This window comes from Kitasatospora sp. NPDC093550 (genome assembly GCF_044764985.1).
GTDB lineage: Bacteria > Actinomycetota > Actinomycetes > Streptomycetales > Streptomycetaceae > Kitasatospora.
This window is the reverse complement of record NZ_JBIWJF010000041.1, coordinates 17,982-34,531: the sequence shown is the minus strand read 5'-3', so window position 1 is coordinate 34,531 and position 16,550 is coordinate 17,982. Positions and strand designations below refer to the sequence as shown.

The window sequence follows — 16,550 nt, the reverse complement described above, 5'->3', positions numbered from 1 at the left end:
CGAATCTCCGACTCAGGACACCGGCACCCGGGGGTCGCCCGCCCTCACCCGCCCACCCGGCACGGGCCGGAACAGCGCCTGGTGCCCCAGCCTTCCGTCCTGCGTCGCCATCGAGGGTGATCGATAATTTCTGCAGCGGCCGGCGCCCGCCGGTGTCATCGCGTCGAACGGGCCTGCCAGGCCGCTCCGTCCACGAGGAGGCCGACCATGTGCCGATGGCTCGCCTACTGGGGCAATCCCATCCGGCTGACGGATGTGCTCTACACCCCGGTCCACTCGATCATCGATCAGAGCCTGCATTCCAGACTGGGAGCCGAGACCACCAACGGCGACGGCTTCGGGATCGGCTGGTACGACGGAACCGACACACCAGGGGTGTTCCACAGCACCGAGCCGGCATGGAACGACACCAACTTGCGCGAGGTCGCGGCGCACACCACCTCACCGCTGTTCTTCGCGCACATCCGCGCGGCCATCGGATCCGCCGTGCAGCAGAGCAACTGCCACCCTTTCCGATACCGGCGGTGGCTGTGGATGCACAACGGCTTCATCGACGGGCTCGACGACGTCAAGCGAGAGCTCGCCTTCGAGATCGACCCCGCGCTCTGGCTGAACGTCAAGGGCACGACCGACACCGAGCTGATGTTCTACCTGGCGCTCACCTACGGGCTTGAGGACGACCCTCCAGGCGCTGTCGCACGCATGATCGGGTTCGTCGAGGCACGCGGCCGCGAACACGGACACCAGTTCCCCTTCCAGGGAACGATCGCGACCAGCGACGGCGATTCACTGTGGGCGTTCCGGTATTCGAGTGTGGGCCGGAGCCGATCGCTGTACTTCAACCGGCGCGTCCCCCAACTCCGGGAGATGTACCCCGATCGGGCCGTCCTGCGTGAGGCGGCCGACCGCACGCGCCTGGTGGTATCCGAACCGATCGGAGACCTTCCCGGTGCCTGGGTCGAGGTCCCGGAGGCCACCTACGCCGTGGTCGGCCAGGACCGGGAGGAACTGATTCCCTTCACTCCGCGGCCTCCCGTCTGACGCGAAAGATCGAGGGCCGGTCCCCGAGGCCAGCCCACCGACAGCCGTCCTCGCGACATCGCCCCCCCGTGACAGGGGGTGCTCTCGCCGCTGAGCGACAGGTGCTCTCACGACTCACCTTTAAGAAGCCGTTGTCGTACCGATCACGGTGAGCATCGGTCGAAAGGTGGCCACCCGGCCGAGTGATCCTTCGTCAGGGCGCACATCGCGATGGAGCTTCCTGCTCGGCTCGGGATTGCTGATGCCCGGACAAGCCGGTGCCGCCGATGGCGGCGAGGCGGCGAGGGCGCCCGCCAGGGAGAAGTGGGGCGAGAGGTCGGGATGTTTCAGTGGCCGGCCTGCGGGCGGGGACCCGGGACGTCGGGCCCGCCTGGCTGGTGGGAAGGGGTGGACAGCCGGAGGGCTACTGCCACCAGCAGCTGGTCGACGCGGTGCGCTGCCTGGTCGCGGGCGGCATTGCCTGGAGGGCGGTGCCCGCGGACTTCCCCGCCTGGGACCGCGTCTACGCCTTCTTCCGGCGCTGGCGGGACAAAGGCATGGCCGACGAGTTCCACGACCGGCTGCGCGACCGGGTCCGCGAGGCGGCGGGCCGTGATCCGGAGCCGACCGCCGGGATCGTCGACGCGCAATCGGTGAAAGGGGCCGCGTCGGTGCCGGCCACGAGCCGGGGGTTCGACGGCGGGAAGAAGGTGAACGGCCGCAAGAGGCACACCGTCGTGGACGCGGAGCGGCTCGGTGATCCAGTCGACGACGCCGGCGGGGAGGCGCAGGGTGCGCTGTTCGATGTCGCAGGGGGTGCCGATGGTCACCCAGACGTCGTCCCCGGCCGCGGTACCGGGGGCGACGGCGTGGTCGGCGAACGCTTCGAGGGCGTCGGCGAGGTCGGCTGCGGCGGCTCCGCTGTCGGTGCCGGTGTTCACCAGCTCGCCGGGCCGTCCTGGCCGGGACGGCATGAGTTGGTGCGGTTGTCGTCGCTTCGGCAGGAGCAGCCCCAGGAAATCCCGCAGCCCGGTCCTTCTCCGTGCGGACCGCCACGGCCGCGCCCTGGCACCCCGCGAGTAGACGTGCCCGGCACGGGCCCGCCTTGGCGGCAGCCGTCACCAGGGCTGCGGAAACGCGTACCCACCGCCCACTGGTAGGCCTCCAGCGACCCCTGCTCGAAGCCGGTGAACGGCCGGCACCGCGCGGCGGCCTCCTCCGGAGTGGTGAGGTGTTCCGCGGGGCCCCGGCCGGTGGGCAGGCCAGCAGCGCCGATGCGTGGCGCGGCTGCTCTGCCGAGGGGCGGGGGCCGCCGCGGCGGGGCTGCCGGGAGCGGTGTGGGCCTGGTGCCGGTCGGTGGTCAGGTATCCGCGGGCGGTTCTTGGCTGTGCTGGGAGCGGCGGAGTTGCTCGTTGAGGCGCAGGGCTTCCTCGAGTTGGTCTTCGAGGATGACGATGCGGCAGGCGGCTTCGATGGGGGTGCCCTGGTTGACGAGGTCGCGGGCGCGCATGGCGATCCGCAGTTGGTAGCGGGAGTAGCGGCGGTGGCCGCCGTCGGAGCGTAGGGGAGTGATGAGGCGGTGTTCGCCGAGGGCTCGTAGGAAGCCGGGGGTGGTGCCGGTCATCTCGGCGGCGCGGCCCATGGTGTAGGCGGGGTAGTCGTCGTCGTCGAGCTTGTCGGGGGTGTCGGGGCTGGCCGTTGTAGTCACTGCACCTCTCTGGTTCTCGGGGAGAACGCGTCGAGGGGCCCCGGGGCCGTGTCGGCTCCGGGGCCCCGAAGGGGGAACAACACCATCTACCGGCCTGGGCCGGTCCTGTTACGTCCGCACTGCCCCCGGGTGGGGATGTGCGGGGATCGCGTATGCGTGACCGGAAACCACCGTCCTTGCGTTGGGGTCTGCGGTGTCCGCCCGGGCGAGTGTTCACCGGCCGGGCGATCCCGATGGCGCTTGCGCCCTCCGTTCATCCTCTGTACTGAACTGTCACTTTCGTACTGTTGGTACTACACCTGCTGAACTGCATACTGCTGGTCGGTGGCCGCGGTGGCCCACCCGGTCCGCCGACTCGGTCCCGCCGGCCGTTGTTGCACCTGCGTCGGCCTGGAACTCCGCTGCCGGACCAATCGGCACGCGCACCCGCAGTCTGGGTGCCTTTGCCGAGGTCTTGCCTGTCTTGCGACTGCCGGTACTGCACTCACTGATGTACTGCTCGGTACCGCTGGTGGCGGCCCCTGATACCTGCGGGCCGCCCGGCCCGGCAGTCAGTCCCGTCGCCGTCCTGCACCTGCCTGGCTTCGGAACTCCACTGCCGGACCGAACCGCGAACTCTGTCCAACAACTCCGGCCAGTTCGTGTCTGTCCGGTATCGCCGACCGCTGTCTACGAGAGAAACGTTAGACCCGCCCACGGGCAATGTCTACTTCGGCGGACATAGATTTTGCGATGGCGAGGAGAGAGACAGTCTTCCGCTGCGCCGCGGCGGCAACCCCCCGAGCCGCCGCCGCGCGCCCGGGACAGCGAGTGGCACCGCGCAGGGCGGCATTGGCTGTGCGGGCGGCCTCCAACTGTTCTCCGGCCTCCCGTTCCGGGCGCTCCTCGCGGCCCTGGTGGCAGGTCCAGCAGCGGCCGCCGGGGCGGCGGGTCCACTCCACCTGTCCCTTGGGGCCGTACTCCCAGGTGCTCTCCTCTTCGGGAACGTCGCCGCAGTCGATGCAGAGGCGGCCGAGCGGGCCGTCGCCCGCCAGCGGCAGTGCCTCCGCGCGGTGGCTCCAGCTCCGAGTCCGGCCGTTCCCGTCGAACCCGTACGCCAGGAGGAGAACGCGGACCAGCCCTGGCCGACGGGTCCCCGGTGCGCCGACCGCACCCGGGCCCGGCACGCCGCGGTGCACGCCCTGCTGGCTGCGGGCCACAGCCGGCGTGCCGTCCAACGGCAGCTCGGCATGACCTACCTCGGCGTCGGACCACCGGTCGGCGAACGAGCGCCCGGGCGGCCGGCTCCCCGCTCGCTGCCGCAGTTCAGGTCTTCCCCAAACTCGATAGCCGTCTGCGCGGTCACAGAAGGTCGGCCGGAGCCACCTGCCTGGGTGGCAGACGCGGCCGAGGCCGACCTGGTGGTGCTGCGGAAGCAGGGCGGGGCTGTCGGTGACGATGGGTACGGTGCGGCCGTGAAGAACACCACGGACCCGGAACGATCCGCCCCCTGCCCTCGCGGATCGGGCCTTACCTACGCACACGCCCGCCTGCTGCTCGAACAAGGGCACCCTGGACCGGTCCAGGCGGCTGCGTCGGAGGGTGAGTGGGCCTGCTCGCTGGCCCTGGCCGAGGAAGCGGAAGCCCGCGGCGACTGGGCGGGCGCCGAAAAGCTGATCGCCCCTCACCTGGCCGCCGGCCGGTGGCGGTCTGTGGAGGTCGCCGCCGGACACCTTGAGACTCAAGGCCGGGTCGACGAGGCGCTGGCGCTCCTGCGCGAACACCCGGGTGGCTATGGCGAGCGCAATCTCCGCGTCGCCTACGCGCAAACGGCGGCGCGGCACGGCCGGGCGGACGAGGCGCTCACCGCGCTGCGCCCATACCTGGAGGACGCCTGGATGGTGCGGACGCTGGTCGAGGTCACCGAGGGCCACGGCCACGACGTCGAGATCGCCGAGCTGATCGAATCCCTCCTCGTCGAACCCGCCACGCAGTGCGGGTTCGACCGAGGGACGACGCACGCACTCGCCCTGTGCCAGGTACTGGACCGCCAAGGCCGGAGCGACGAGGCGGCACGGGTGCTGCGCGCGCGCATCGACGCGATGCCGGGCTACGTCCTCATCGGCGAGGTCGAGGAGTACGCACGGCTGCTCATCCGCCAGGGCCGCCAGGCGGAACTGTTGGCCTTCACCGCAGACGGCACCGAGCGCGGCCACGCGGAGCACGCAATCCAGATCCTCGCCGCCGAACTCGCCAGGGACGGTCGGGTCGATGAGGCGCTCGACCTCACGGCAGCCCTGTCCGGCACACCCAGGGCCAGCACCCGGTTCTCCATCCTGAGCCGGGCCGGGCGGATCGACGAGGCGGTCGCGGCGGCCCGCCCCGCACTCGAACCGTGGGACAGCGGCAACCTGCTGTTCTCCGTCCTGGACCTGCTCGCCCGCAACGGGCGGGTGGCGCAGGCGCTCGCCCTGCTGGACGAACTCGCGACGGACACTCAGGGCGACCGCGACGCCGAGGAGAAGGTCAACTCCTACCGGTCCTGGATGCTGCGCGAGGACGGCCGGGAGGAGGAGGCGTTCGCCCTCCTGCTCGCGGACCCGGACGTGCAGGAGGGCACCTGGTACTGGGCATCCCTGGTTACCCACCACCTGGACCTGACCGGCCGTTCAGCTGAAGCGATCGACGTCCTGCTGTCGGTGCCCCAGAGCGATTGGGGCCGGTCCTCGCTGGCCGAACGGATGATCAAACACGGCCGGGTCGAGGAGGGACTCGCCTTGCTGCGCGCCCCGCTGCCGGCCGCCTGAGAGGGGCGTTTGCCGCAGGCGTGCGCCCGGGCGGCATCCCGGCGGCCGCCGCGACCTCGTCGTGGTTGTTCGGCAGCCGGCGGTGTCCGGGTTCTTCAGTGTCCAGGCTGTGGTGCCGTCGCCGACACCCGTCGTCGCGGGAGGAGCCGTGGCCGGCCCGTGCCCGCTCGGGGGTTCGGGCAGCGGGCCGGACCGTTTTCAGCGTGCGGGGGCGCAGGCCACTGCGCATCCGTTGCTACGCCAGAGCGGCGAGGCAGCCCGTCGCCCCACGCCGACAGCGCCGGGAGCAGTGGGGGTGTTGACGATCTGATGCCGGGATGTCCGGCCGGCCGCGTGGGCGGTGGGGCCGTGGCGGTCGGCCGGACGTCCTGGTGTTGGAAGTTTCGGTGCGGCGGAGCCGCACCTGGCCGGCCCTGCTGGAACAAGGCAAGCCGGTCCCCTATTTGTGTCGAGTGGCAACGGCCGGGGAGACCGCGTAGAGGGGCCCTGGAGGAGGGCAGGGGGGCGCTCTATGTCCGGGACGGGTGCCCTGAGGGCATTCGGACATGGCGCAGGAGAGGCCTATGCCGCCGGGGCTGGCATGGCGGTGCGAGCACTATCGCGTGCTGCGGCGTTGGGGCATGCCGGGGCCTACCAGGGCATGCGCGTGTCGTGCGGGCGGCGGCGAGGGGACGGCCGCGCGGGTGGAACGGCGGAGACTGTTGGCGGAACTCCGGTTGCGTTAAGGACTTCTTGAGCATGCCGTCCTCCAATCCCATTGTCCTTGCGCGCCCGCTGGGGGGTGCGCCCGCGGTCGCGCGGGGCCTTCTGCTTCGGCCACGCTTGGTTATCCCGAGGATTGCGTCTCGGAGGCGCTGAAGCAAGCGCCGTTGTCCCGGCAAGGTCGGACGAAGTTGCCGCCGCGGGCACTCAGGTAGCCCGAGGGCTGGGCGCTGTGAACTGCTGCTTCTCGCTGACGGTGTCTCAACTTGCAGTGGGACAAAGCGAGAAACCGGACTTGGAGCGGCTGGACTGTCCCTACGGGACACAGCACGCTGTGGCATGGGAGTCCGTCCCGCTCGGCTCTGGAAGGCCGGGCGGGCGTCGTGTGGACCCCCTGTCGAGTGGCAACAGCCTTCACGAAATGAGGGGCCGTCTTGAGGAACAAGAACAACACCGCCGTCGCGTCCGCGGCGTGCGTGGAGGTCCAGACGACGGCCGGCACCCAGGTGCCGGTCTCGGCCGCGATCGTCGTGGTCGTCGTCCTCCTCCTCACCACCGCGCTCACCGCGCGGGGCATGGCGGTGCAGGCCGTCGTCACCACCCTGGCCACCGCCGGGCTGCTCGGCATCGAGCTGGTCCGCCGCCTGGTCGAGGCGCTCACCACCCGCCGGACCCGCTAGGAGAGCGCGGTGGGGCGCCTGAACAGCGCCCTGGCTGAGCGGAACAAGGAGATCGGGGTGCTCGCGCAGTGGCTTCGCAAGCTGCGCGAGCGCTCCGGCCTCACCTACAGCCAGATGGCGCAGAAGACCACCGAACTCGCGCTGCCCGTCTCCATCGCCACCCTCTCCCGCGCGGACGAGGGCCGCACGGTCCCCACCTGGCCGGTCACCGAGGCCTACACCCGGGCCTGCGGCGGGTCGGTGCGCACCGCGGAGCGGCTGTGGCTGCGGGCGGATGCCAACCGCCCCGGCCGCAGGAAGCGGAGGGCGGGCGCGGTGACCGTGCCCACGTCGGGCCAGGCGCTGCGGTACATCACGCAGCGCTGCGAGCTGCACTTCGCGATGAAGCGGCTGTGGCTGCACGCCGGGAGCCCGTCCCTGCGGGAGCTGCAGGCACGGGCCGTACGCGACGGGGTCAGCCGGCTGCCGAAGAGCACCGTGCACGGGGTGCTCGCGGGCGAGCGGGACTGCACGGAGAGGATCCTCGTCGAGTTCGTGCGGGCCTGCGGGGTCGCGCCTGAGGAGGAGGCGGAGTGGGTCGAGGCGCTGCGGCGCGTCGACGCCTACGAGCGCAACGGCGGTACGCCGCCGTCCGTCGAGCAGCGGCTCGCCGAAGCCGAGGCGGAGATCCTCCGGCTGAAGGAGTCCAACGGCCGCGGCCCGGGCGAACCCCTGGTCCGGGAGCCGGCCACGGCCGTGGACACCCCGGTCCCGGTCCGCCGCTGGCGCTCGCGCCCGCCGGCCGTGCCGCAGCAGGCCCGGCCCCCGCAGCGGCCGGTCGAGCGGACCCCGTAAGGAGGAGGTTGACCTGTGTGGTGCGGCCTTCGTCGGCCGCACCACACACGACACAGAGATGGACTCTCTCCAGCCTGCACGCCACGACCGGCCCCCGACGGTCAGCACAGCCGCCCGCACCACCCGGGCGCAGCTCGAGTCGTCCGGGCCCAGGGAGCCGACCCCCAGGTACTGCGCTCAGGCTGTCGCCTCTGGGGACGCCGGGTACGGGCCGCCGCGCTCGCCGGGTTCGGGCCCGGCCGGGCGGGCGGGGGAAATGGACGGCCTCTGGTCGTCCCGCTGCTCGTCCGCCGGAGTGGGACGTCGCAACCTGGGCAGTGCAGACGTCCCAAATCCCACGTCATCGTGGTGAGACGGACCTCGGGACGCTCATGGTGGGCTTGGTACACCCGGAGTGAGGTGGTGGCTCCTAGAGTTGGCGCCGCGCCTGGGGGAGCGACCCCTGGTGAGTTCTGAAACATCCTCAGGGGGAGAAATCATGCGTAAGCGCAGGATCGCCAGGATCGGCCTCGTTGCGGGCACCGCGGCATTGTTCGTGAGCGGCATGCTGAGCGGCAGCGCCCAGGCCAAGACCGGAGTCAGCTACATCGGCAAGGGCTATCCCAACACGAGGGCCGGCGTGTGGTGCGTGCAGCACAGCCTCAACTACATCTTCAGCACCATGGACATCCACCATGCGCAGATCGCCGAGGACAGTCTGTTCGGCCCGCAGACGGAGGAGGCGATCCGGTACCTGCAGGCCAACGACGCCAACTGGTACACCGACGTCGACGGCGTGGTTGGACCGGCCACGGGCAGTACGCTCTACGCCTGGGGCGACCCCAAGTTCAACTACTCCGAGGCGGGCACCAACGGCTACTGCTACTGGAACCTTCCCACCGAGGGCGTCTGGGGCTAGGAAGCCCCGGCCGGACATGCCGGCGACTTTGATCGCCCGGGCAGGGGTCCCGGGCGGGTGAGCCGTCCGCGGTCCCCCGGTGCCGACCGCCGGTGTGGCCCGCAGGGCCCTGGCAGTCCACACGGGGTGTGGTCGACCAGGGCCCACGGCGTTACTGCTCGGGCAGCGGCTCCATGACGACGACTTCCTACGCACCGGCTCCGCGGGGCGGGGGAGTTCAGGGGCGGCGGGCGGTGACGGTGATCGCGTGGGCGGGCGGTCCAGACGACCACGGGCACCATGAACCTGGTGTCCCGCCACCGGCCGAAGAACGGCGAGCCCGTCGGAGCGTCGTCCACCGGTTCGGGCGGAAGCCTGACCGTGCGCTCGTCGAACACACACCAGCCCCAGGAGGCGTCGTCGGCGCCCCAGGTCACGTGCACCACCTACACCGTGCTGCCGGGCGGGCGGCACCAGACGGTCAGCACGGCCGGCCGCCAGCCGCCTCCCATCCGGATCTCCACCAGGCGCCACCGCCGCGTCTCCTGGTAGAACCCGGGCAGCGTCATCAGCTCCCGGGGCGCTCGCCTACTACCTCGGCCTCGGCCCGGGCCAGCTGGCGGACGACGGCAGGCAGTAGGGCGCTGGAGGCACCCATCCGCCCGGAGAACTCTTCTCGGCGGTCACCCCAGATCAGCTCCAGGTGCTCAGTCCCCTTGCCGAGCCTCCCACGGAGCCCGCCGCACCCTTCCCAGGACAACTAGCGGAAGGCCGGCTGACCGTTGCGCTGGAGTCACCTCCGCGGTCCTGACACCGCCCGGTCGCTGCTACGGCACCCCGGCGGTGTGCGGCGAGGTGCCGGCGGTCAGGCGGCGACAACGGCGATGGCCGTACCGACCAGGGTCGACTTCTTCCTGGGCATGGTGGTTCCTCCTGTTCGTACCGACGGCCTGATGAAGTCGTGGAGGAGCGGGTTGGGCTGTGGGCCACAGTGGGCGATGTGCGGTCCGGCCCGGCACCTCGCTTGCCAGGCCGGACCAGCGCTCAGAAGTCCCAGCTCTGGCTCGGCGCGCCGTTGCAGCTCCAGCTCACCAGGAGCTGTCCGTTCTCGGGCCGGCCGCCCAGGATGTCGAGGCACTTTCCGTTCATCCGGCTTCGGATCTCGCCGCCGTTCCGGTACCACCTCTGGTTACTGCCGCCGTCGCAGTCCCACGTGCTCACCGACCCCTGGTCACCCTGAACGAAGGCGTAGATCTCCAGGCACTTTCCGTTCATGCCCGAACGGATCTGCTCACCGTCCCAGCTCCACTGCTGGTTGGTGTTGCCGGTGCAGTCCCACGTCACGGTGGAGGCGCCGTTCTCCTGGTGGAACATGAAGATGTCGGCGCACTTCCCGTTCATGTTGGACCTGAGCAGCGGCGCGGCGGCGGACGCCGGCGAACCCGTCAAGGTGCTGCCGACCGCGAGCCCGACGGCCACCAGCAGCGGCATCAGTCGTTTCACAGCTTTCACGCGTGCCTCCGTACAGTCATTGCGCGGTTGCGCTAGGTCATGTCTAGCCGCCAATGTTGTCCGGTGCCGGGATGGGAACGCCGGACATCAACTGCCGGACAATCGCCGTGCATCGCGGCTCCGGGAAGGCTCTGCAAAGGACAGCCATGCCACGCGCCGAACGCCCGCTGGACCCGGACGCCGGTCCCCTGACGCGGTTCGCGGCCGACCTGCGGAGGCTGCGCGAGGAAGCGGGACGGCCGACCTACCGGGCACTGGCGCAAAGCGCGCACTACTCGTCCACGACACTGTCGGACGCCGCGGGCGGGCGCACCTTTCCGAGCCTGGGTGTGACGCTGGCGTACGTTGCGGCGTGTCAGGGCGACTGCCGTGCCTGGGAATCCCGATGGCACACGGTCGCCGCCGAGCTCGCCGTCGGCGCTGCCTGCGGCGAGCCCGGCGAAGCCGACCTGCGGGGCGCACCGTACGTCGGTCTGTCGGCGTTCCAGCCGGAGGACGCCGACCGCTTCTTCGGCCGCGAGCGACTGACCGGCGAGGTGCTGGCGAAGGTGCGTGACCGCCGCTTCGTGGCGGTCTTCGGGCCGTCCGGATCGGGGAAGTCCTCGCTGCTGCGGGCGGGGCTCGTCGCCCACGCGCGGGCGTCCGGGCGGCCGGTGATGCTCTTCACGCCAGGCCCCCACCCCGTGGAGGAATGCGCGATCCGGCTGGCCGTGGCGACGGGAGAGGCGCCCGGCCCGCTGATGACCGAGCTGCGCGACGATCCCGCGATGCTGCACCTGCGGATCCGGCAGGCCATGATCGACCGTGCGCCGGACATCGACATGCTGATCGTGGTCGACCAGTTCGAGGAGGTCTTCACGCTCTGCCGAGACCGGGACGAACGGGACGCGTTCATCACCATGCTGATCGCGGCCACCGCCGGGACGACCAGCCGGACTCGGGTGGTCGTCGGCGTGCGCGCCGACTTCTACGGCCACTGCGTCCAGGACCCCCGGCTGGTGAGGGCGATGCGCGACGCGCAGATCGCGGTCGGCCCGATGAGCAGCCAAGAGCTGCGCGAGGCCATCATCCGGCCGGCCAACCTCGCCGACTGCACGGTGACCGGCCCGCTGCTGGCGGCCGTGGTCGCGGACGCGACCGGCCAGCCGGGTGCGTTGCCACTGGTCTCACACGCGATGGTCGAGACCTGGCGCCGCCGCAGCGGCAACCGCCTGACGCTGGACGGGTACCTGGCGGCCGGCGGAATCCAGCACGCGCTCGCGCAGACGGCGGAGGCCGCCTACCGGGCGCTGTCACCGGTGCAGCAGGGCCTCGCCAGATCGCTGTTCCTGCGGCTGACCGCGCTGGGCGACGGCACCGAGGACACCAGGCGCCGGATCAGCAGGGACGAGCTCGACCCGGCCCCCGACATGGCCGTTGTGCTCGAATCCCTCGCCCGGCAAAGGCTGGTGACGCTGAACCAGAACTGCGTCGAGATCACTCACGAGGCGATCATCCGGTGCTGGCCGAGGCTGCGCGGCTGGCTGACCGAAGACCGGGACCGACTGCTCCTGCACCGGCGGATCACTGACGCGACCGCGAGCTGGGAGGCGCACGACCGCGACCCGCACGCCCTGTACCGGGGTACCCGCCTTGCTGCGGCACTGGACCTGGCCGCTGCGGACGGCAGTCGGCTGACGTCCAGGGAACGGCGCTTCCTCGACGCGAGCCGGGACGCGCAGACCGGTGAAACGGCGGCGACCAGGCGGCGGACGGTCCGCCTTCGGCAGTTGGTCACGCTTCTCACCGTGCTGGTGGTCATCGCCGCCACCGCGGGCGTGCTGGCCGTCGGCTCGCGCAGCTCGGCCATCCGGCAGCGCAACGTGGCCATTGCACGCAAGGCCGCCGCGGACGCGGCCGGGGTACGACAGCAGAACCCCTCGCTCGCCGCGCAGCTGAACCTGGCCGCGTACCGGCTGGCAGCCACTGACGACGTCCGCGATCAGCTGATGAGCACGTTCGCGGCGCCGTACACGAGCCGGCTCATCAACCACACCTCCGATGTCGTCTCGGTCTCCTTCGCCCCGGAGAGCACGGTCCTCGCCACCGCGAGCTGGGACCGCACGGTCCGGCTGTGGGACGTCGGGGACGCCCACCACCCCGTCCAGCTGGCGGTCCTGGACCAGCCCTGGCGGCTGCTGTCGGTCGCGTTCGGGCAGGGTGGCCACGTCCTCGCGGCGGCGAGCGAACGATCGGTGCGGTTGTGGGACGTGACGAACCGGCGAGCGCCCGTCGAGCTGGGCACCCTGCCGGATCAGCCGGCCGCGCCGACGTGGGTGGCGTTCCGGCCCGGCGGCGACGTCATCGCCACCGGCCACACCGACGGCACGGCGCGACTGTGGAACGTGCACGATCCCCGGCAGCCATGGCTACTGGCCACCCTCCCCGGCCACACCGACCAGGTCACCTCGGTGGCATTCACACCGGACGGCCGCACACTGGCGACCACCGGCGACACCACCGCCAGACTGTGGGACGTCACCGACCCGGCGAACCCGCGCGACCTCGACGTGCTGCGCGGCCACACCGACACGGTGGCCTCGGTCGCATTCAGTCCGGACGGCCGCACCGTGGCGACCAGCAGCTGGGATCACACCGCACGTATCTGGGACATCGGCAGCAGCCCGCGGACGCAGCCGCCGACCGTCCTGATCGGCCATCCCACGATCGTCTGGTCGGTGGCGTTCGCCCCTGACGGCCGGACACTCGTCTCGGTCGGCGGGTCCACTCTCTTGTGGGATGTCAGCGATCCGGCTCACCCGATGCGCGTCAGCGCGATTCCCGGCGGGGCCTACCAGGCCGCGTTCAGCCCGGACAGTCGCACACTCGCCGACTCCGACCGGCTGCTGGACCTACGGGACCTGTCACTCGCGACCCACGACGACGTGGTCACGTCCGTGGCCTTCGCCCCTGGCGGCCACCTGCTCGCCAGCGCCGGCTGGGACGGCACCGCACGACTGTGGCAGGTCACCGACGGCCGGGCCCTGTGGCCGCTGGCCGTCCTGCGCGGCCACACCAGGTTCGTCCGGTCCGTGGCGTTCAGCCCGGACGGGCGCACCCTCGTCACCGCCAGCGAGGACACCACCGTCCGCATCTGGGACGTGACCGATCCACGGGCACCGCGGGTCACATCGGTCCTCACCCCCGACGCCGGCGAAGTCGCAGGGGCCGGCTTCGACCCGGTCGGCCACCTGCTGGCCGTGTGGGCACAACATGCGGCCGGACTGTGGGACCTGACCGATCCCGGCCGTCCTCGGCAGCTGAGCCGGATCGTCGAGGACGGCCCGGACGTCACGATGGCGTCGTTCCGCCCGGACGGCCGCACGCTGGTGACGAGCACGGGCGAGCCCGGCTCGCTGCGGTTCTGGGACATCAACGATCCGCGCAGCCCCCGGGAACTGCCGTCCCCGTTGCGATCCGAGCCGCTGACCGACGGCGTGTTCAGCCCCGACAACCGGAGTCTGGCCGCCGTCCACGGGACGGACAAGACCGTCTGGCTGATCGACATCAGCGACATCGGCCGCCCGGCGAAGGTGACGCAGCTACCCGCGGCCGGCTCCGTTCTCTATGCGCTGGCCTTCTCCGCGGACGGCCGCCGGCTGGCAGCCGGCGCCGCAGACGGCAGAGTCCTGTTGTGGGACGTGAGCGGTGCGGCCGCTCCTGCCGTCCTCACCGGCCCTTCGGCCCCGGTACCGGCAGTGGCGTTCGGTCCGGACGGCAACACCCTGGCCACCGGCGGCAACGACTTCACGATCCGGCTGTGGGACACCGGCCTGGAGAAGGTCGCCGCACGTATCTGCGACAGCGCCTACCCTCGGATCACCAGAGCCGAATGGGCACGGTATCTGCCCGCGGTCGACTTCACCCCGCCCTGCCCCGCCACGTGACATCCGTCGCCGCCCAGCCCGGTGGACCGGTCCACCGATCTCCTGGCCACCCCTCGCCTCCACTGACGCCGCGGCGGCGGGCCGGACGTCGAGCCGCGCGTCGCGCTCCGCAGGTGCGGTTCGGCGCGCCGGCCTTCGCGGTGCGGTGGGGCGACCCGGCGCGATGCGCCCGGGCCGGGCGGCCCCACGCCCTCCCCGTGGGTGAGGTGCTCCCCCGGCGCGCGGCGCAGCAGGGCGAGGACACCTGCATGCGCGTCAGAAAGGGTCGTGCGGGTCGTAGAACCCGGTCCGTTCGCGCTTCCCGGTGTCGGAGAAGAAGCGACGGGGGCATTCGCAGAGCTTGTACCCGCACCGGCGACAGGGCGGCCAGGACAGGCACACGGCCACGACCCCGGCCGCGCACAGGACGACGATCACGATCCCGACCGTGCCGATGATGCTGTAGGCGCTCATCCAGGGCCCCCTTCGTACGTCCCGTGGAGTCGACGCGCGGGCGCCGGGTCCTGGTTCCCCCCGACCGACCGGCGGCGCCGACGCCGCCGACGCCGCCGACGCGCCGCGGGTCGGACCGTCGCCGGCCAGGTCCCGGGAGCGGCTTGCGGTGCGGCGGCTCACGACAGGCTAATTTGGGGCATCCCCAAAGGAGGAGCGCCCCATGGGCAAGGTGGTCATGTACGCCTCGGTGTCGGTGGACGGCTTCATCGCGGACGAGAACGACCTGCCAGGACCGCTGTTCGACTGGTTGACCAGCGGTGACGTCCCGTTGGACGAGAGCGGCGCGCTGAAGGTGTCGCAGGCGTCCTACGACTACACCCGGCCGTACTGGGACCGGATCGGGGCGACGGTCGTCGGCCGCCACGTCTTCGACATGACGGACGGCTGGGACGGGAAGCCTCCGAGCGGGATCGACCACGTGGTCGTCGTGACGCACCGGCCGGCGCCCGACGATTGGGATCCCGAGGCGCCGTTCCACTTCGTCGACGGCGTCGAGGCGGCCGTGGCCAAGGCGAAGGAACTTGCGGGTGACCGCACGGTCGAGGTCGCCGCCGGCGACGTCGGGGGCCAGGTGCTGGCCGCCGGCCTGGTCGACGAGGTGCGCATGGACGTCGTGCCCGTCGTGTTCGGCTCCGGCAAGCGCTACTTCGGGTCGGTCCACGCGCAGCACCTGTTGGGGGATCCCGAGGGGGTGATCCAAGGCGACCGGGTGCTTCACCTGCGCTACCCGGTGCCCCGCTGACCGCTCGTTCCCCGGCCCTGCGGGCACCGCAGGTCACACCCGCCCAGCGCCCCCCAGCGCCCCCTGGCCGGCCGGCGTCTCCCGCCGGGTGACGACGGGCCGTATACGATACGGAGTCGTGCTACTACTCCCTGAGAGCGTCGTCGGCTTCGGCGTGGTGCGTCAGGCGGTGATCCTGGCCGGTGGCACCGGGAGCCGGGTGCGGCCGCTCACGCTGACCAGACCGAAGCCGATGGTCGAGGTGCAGGGCACACCGATCCCGCGCCATCAACTCGACTGGTTCGCCGAATCAGGGGTGGAGCGGGTCGTCATCTCCGCAGGGCACCGGGCCCAGGTGATCAGTGACTACCTCCTCGCCTGCCCGGCGCCCGTTCGGACGGAAGTGGTGGTCGAGACAAGGCCGTTGGGCCGAGGCGGAGGGCTGAAACTGGCCGCCGCCGCGCTGGAGCGCTCCGACGAACCGTGGCTGGCGGTGTACGGGGACATCTGGACCCGCTTCCCGCTCACCGCCATGTTCGCCCATCACCGGCGACACGCCACGCTGGCCACGCTCGCTCTCCCCGTCCCTGGCTGCCCAGGGGAAGCGTCGACTGCGACGAACGCGGCCGGGTGACCGCACTCGCCTCACAGGCACCCGCTCCCCTGCGGGTCGACGGCGGCGCCATCGTCTTCGAACCCCGGGTGAGGGAGCTGCTGCCGGACGAAGGCGACCACGAGCGCACCACTCTTCCCCGGCTCGTCCACGCCGGGCAGCTGACGGTCTATCCGGTGAACGGTCCGTGGCGGGCTCTCAACACGCCACGCGATGTGCACGACCTCGAACGCGAGATCGCCGGCCAGGGTGACACGAAGGTGGGAGTCCCCTGCGGACCGGGCAAGCCCGGTACGGCTCCGGGAACAGCGGGAGCGGCTCCGAGGACCAGCGGGAGCGGCCCCCACGTCGGGTGGCCGTTGCTCCACGCCGGCGCCCGTCGCCCTGAACCCGCGCGTGCGACACCTTCGCCACCTGTCACGTCGTCACGATCACCGCCTCGCTCGGGTTCTCGGACCCGACCCGGTCGGCGGTCCACCGCATCGAGGCCGCCCCGAAGTCGGACCGTCAGTGGCCGCCGCCCCAGTCCGCGACGTCACGGCACGCGGCGAGGAGGGGTTCCAGTGCGCGGGCGGGCGTGCCGGGGTGGACGGCGAGGTAGGTGGGCACCGGATCGCCGGACTGCCGATTCAGTCCGGTGAAAGGTGATCATGACTTTCCAGGGCGGTTCAGATGA

13 protein-coding genes are annotated in these 16,550 nt (G+C 71.4%); 9 read left to right on the top strand and 4 right to left on the bottom strand.

What is annotated here, in order from left to right; translation table 11 throughout:
• The first annotated feature begins 207 nt into the window (after positions 1–207).
• Together ACIRD3_RS37065 and ACIRD3_RS37060 are read left to right on the top strand one after the other, a co-directional pair.
• Positions 208–1,041 (top strand): class II glutamine amidotransferase, encoded by an 834-nt coding sequence (locus ACIRD3_RS37065; RefSeq protein ID WP_402225613.1) that lies wholly within the window; start codon positions 208–210, stop codon positions 1,039–1,041.
• 329 nt (positions 1,042–1,370) lie between these two features.
• A complete protein-coding gene (locus ACIRD3_RS37060) occupies positions 1,371–2,180 on the top strand; it encodes a transposase (protein WP_402225611.1) in 810 nt (269 codons plus the stop codon).
• Between the two features lie 200 nt (positions 2,181–2,380).
• Here the strand turns inward: ACIRD3_RS37060 and ACIRD3_RS37055 are convergent, their stop codons facing one another.
• Positions 2,381–2,662 (bottom strand): MerR family transcriptional regulator, encoded by a 282-nt coding sequence (locus ACIRD3_RS37055; RefSeq protein WP_402225665.1) that lies wholly within the window; start codon positions 2,660–2,662, stop codon positions 2,381–2,383.
• Positions 2,663–4,182: 1,520 nt separating this feature from the next.
• On the opposite strand from ACIRD3_RS37055, the gene ACIRD3_RS37050 reads away from it, so the two are divergent.
• From ACIRD3_RS37050 to ACIRD3_RS37035, 4 genes are all read left to right on the top strand, one after another.
• On the top strand, positions 4,183–5,514 hold the full coding sequence (locus tag ACIRD3_RS37050; RefSeq protein ID WP_402225610.1) for a hypothetical protein: 1,332 nt from the start codon (positions 4,183–4,185) through the stop codon (positions 5,512–5,514).
• Positions 5,515–6,650: 1,136 nt separating this feature from the next.
• On the top strand, positions 6,651–6,896 hold the full coding sequence (locus ACIRD3_RS37045; RefSeq protein WP_402225608.1) for a hypothetical protein: 246 nt from the start codon (positions 6,651–6,653) through the stop codon (positions 6,894–6,896).
• 9 nt (positions 6,897–6,905) lie between these two features.
• Positions 6,906–7,730, top strand: coding sequence for a helix-turn-helix domain-containing protein (locus tag ACIRD3_RS37040; protein WP_402225605.1), 825 nt, complete (start codon positions 6,906–6,908; stop codon positions 7,728–7,730).
• A gap of 529 nt (positions 7,731–8,259) precedes the next feature.
• Positions 8,260–8,628, top strand: a complete 369-nt coding sequence (locus ACIRD3_RS37035) for a peptidoglycan-binding protein (protein WP_402225603.1) — start codon at positions 8,260–8,262, stop codon at positions 8,626–8,628.
• 425 nt (positions 8,629–9,053) lie between these two features.
• Here the strand turns inward: ACIRD3_RS37035 and ACIRD3_RS37030 are convergent, their stop codons facing one another.
• Positions 9,054–9,176: a hypothetical protein gene (locus ACIRD3_RS37030; protein WP_402225601.1), complete on the bottom strand. Its 123-nt coding sequence runs from the start codon at positions 9,174–9,176 to the stop codon at positions 9,054–9,056.
• Positions 9,177–9,651: 475 nt separating this feature from the next.
• Positions 9,652–10,119 (bottom strand): RICIN domain-containing protein, encoded by a 468-nt coding sequence (locus tag ACIRD3_RS37025; protein WP_380498439.1) that lies wholly within the window; start codon positions 10,117–10,119, stop codon positions 9,652–9,654.
• Between the two features lie 146 nt (positions 10,120–10,265).
• Between ACIRD3_RS37025 and ACIRD3_RS37020 the strand changes: the two genes are divergently transcribed.
• The gene (locus ACIRD3_RS37020; protein ID WP_402225598.1) at positions 10,266–14,045 is read left to right on the top strand and encodes a helix-turn-helix domain-containing protein; all 3,780 of its coding nucleotides are present in this window, start codon (positions 10,266–10,268) and stop codon (positions 14,043–14,045) included.
• Positions 14,046–14,300: 255 nt separating this feature from the next.
• Here the strand turns inward: ACIRD3_RS37020 and ACIRD3_RS37015 are convergent, their stop codons facing one another.
• Positions 14,301–14,498 carry a hypothetical protein gene (locus ACIRD3_RS37015; RefSeq protein WP_402225595.1) on the bottom strand — a complete coding sequence of 66 codons (198 nt, stop codon included), beginning with the start codon at positions 14,496–14,498 and terminating at the stop codon, positions 14,301–14,303.
• Positions 14,499–14,700: 202 nt separating this feature from the next.
• Between ACIRD3_RS37015 and ACIRD3_RS37010 the strand changes: the two genes are divergently transcribed.
• Positions 14,701–15,282 (top strand): dihydrofolate reductase family protein, encoded by a 582-nt coding sequence (locus tag ACIRD3_RS37010; RefSeq protein ID WP_402225593.1) that lies wholly within the window; start codon positions 14,701–14,703, stop codon positions 15,280–15,282.
• A gap of 118 nt (positions 15,283–15,400) precedes the next feature.
• Complete coding sequence (locus ACIRD3_RS37005; protein ID WP_402225591.1) at positions 15,401–15,895, top strand: NDP-sugar synthase; 495 nt, start codon at positions 15,401–15,403, stop codon at positions 15,893–15,895.
• Positions 15,896–16,550: the final 655 nt, after the last annotated feature.

Excerpts from the sequence above, each read along its gene's own strand:
- ACIRD3_RS37015 (WP_402225595.1), bottom strand. The coding sequence starts at position 14,498 with ATGAGCGCCTACAGCATCATCGGCACGGTCGGGATCGTGATCGTCGTC.
- ACIRD3_RS37065 (WP_402225613.1), top strand. The coding sequence starts at position 208 with ATGTGCCGATGGCTCGCCTACTGGGGCAATCCCATCCGGCTGACGGAT.
- ACIRD3_RS37020 (WP_402225598.1), top strand. The coding sequence starts at position 10,266 with ATGCCACGCGCCGAACGCCCGCTGGACCCGGACGCCGGTCCCCTGACG.
- ACIRD3_RS37055 (WP_402225665.1), bottom strand. The coding sequence starts at position 2,662 with ATGGGCCGCGCCGCCGAGATGACCGGCACCACCCCCGGCTTCCTACGA.
- ACIRD3_RS37010 (WP_402225593.1), top strand. The coding sequence starts at position 14,701 with ATGGGCAAGGTGGTCATGTACGCCTCGGTGTCGGTGGACGGCTTCATC.
- ACIRD3_RS37030 (WP_402225601.1), bottom strand. The coding sequence starts at position 9,176 with ATGACGCTGCCCGGGTTCTACCAGGAGACGCGGCGGTGGCGCCTGGTG.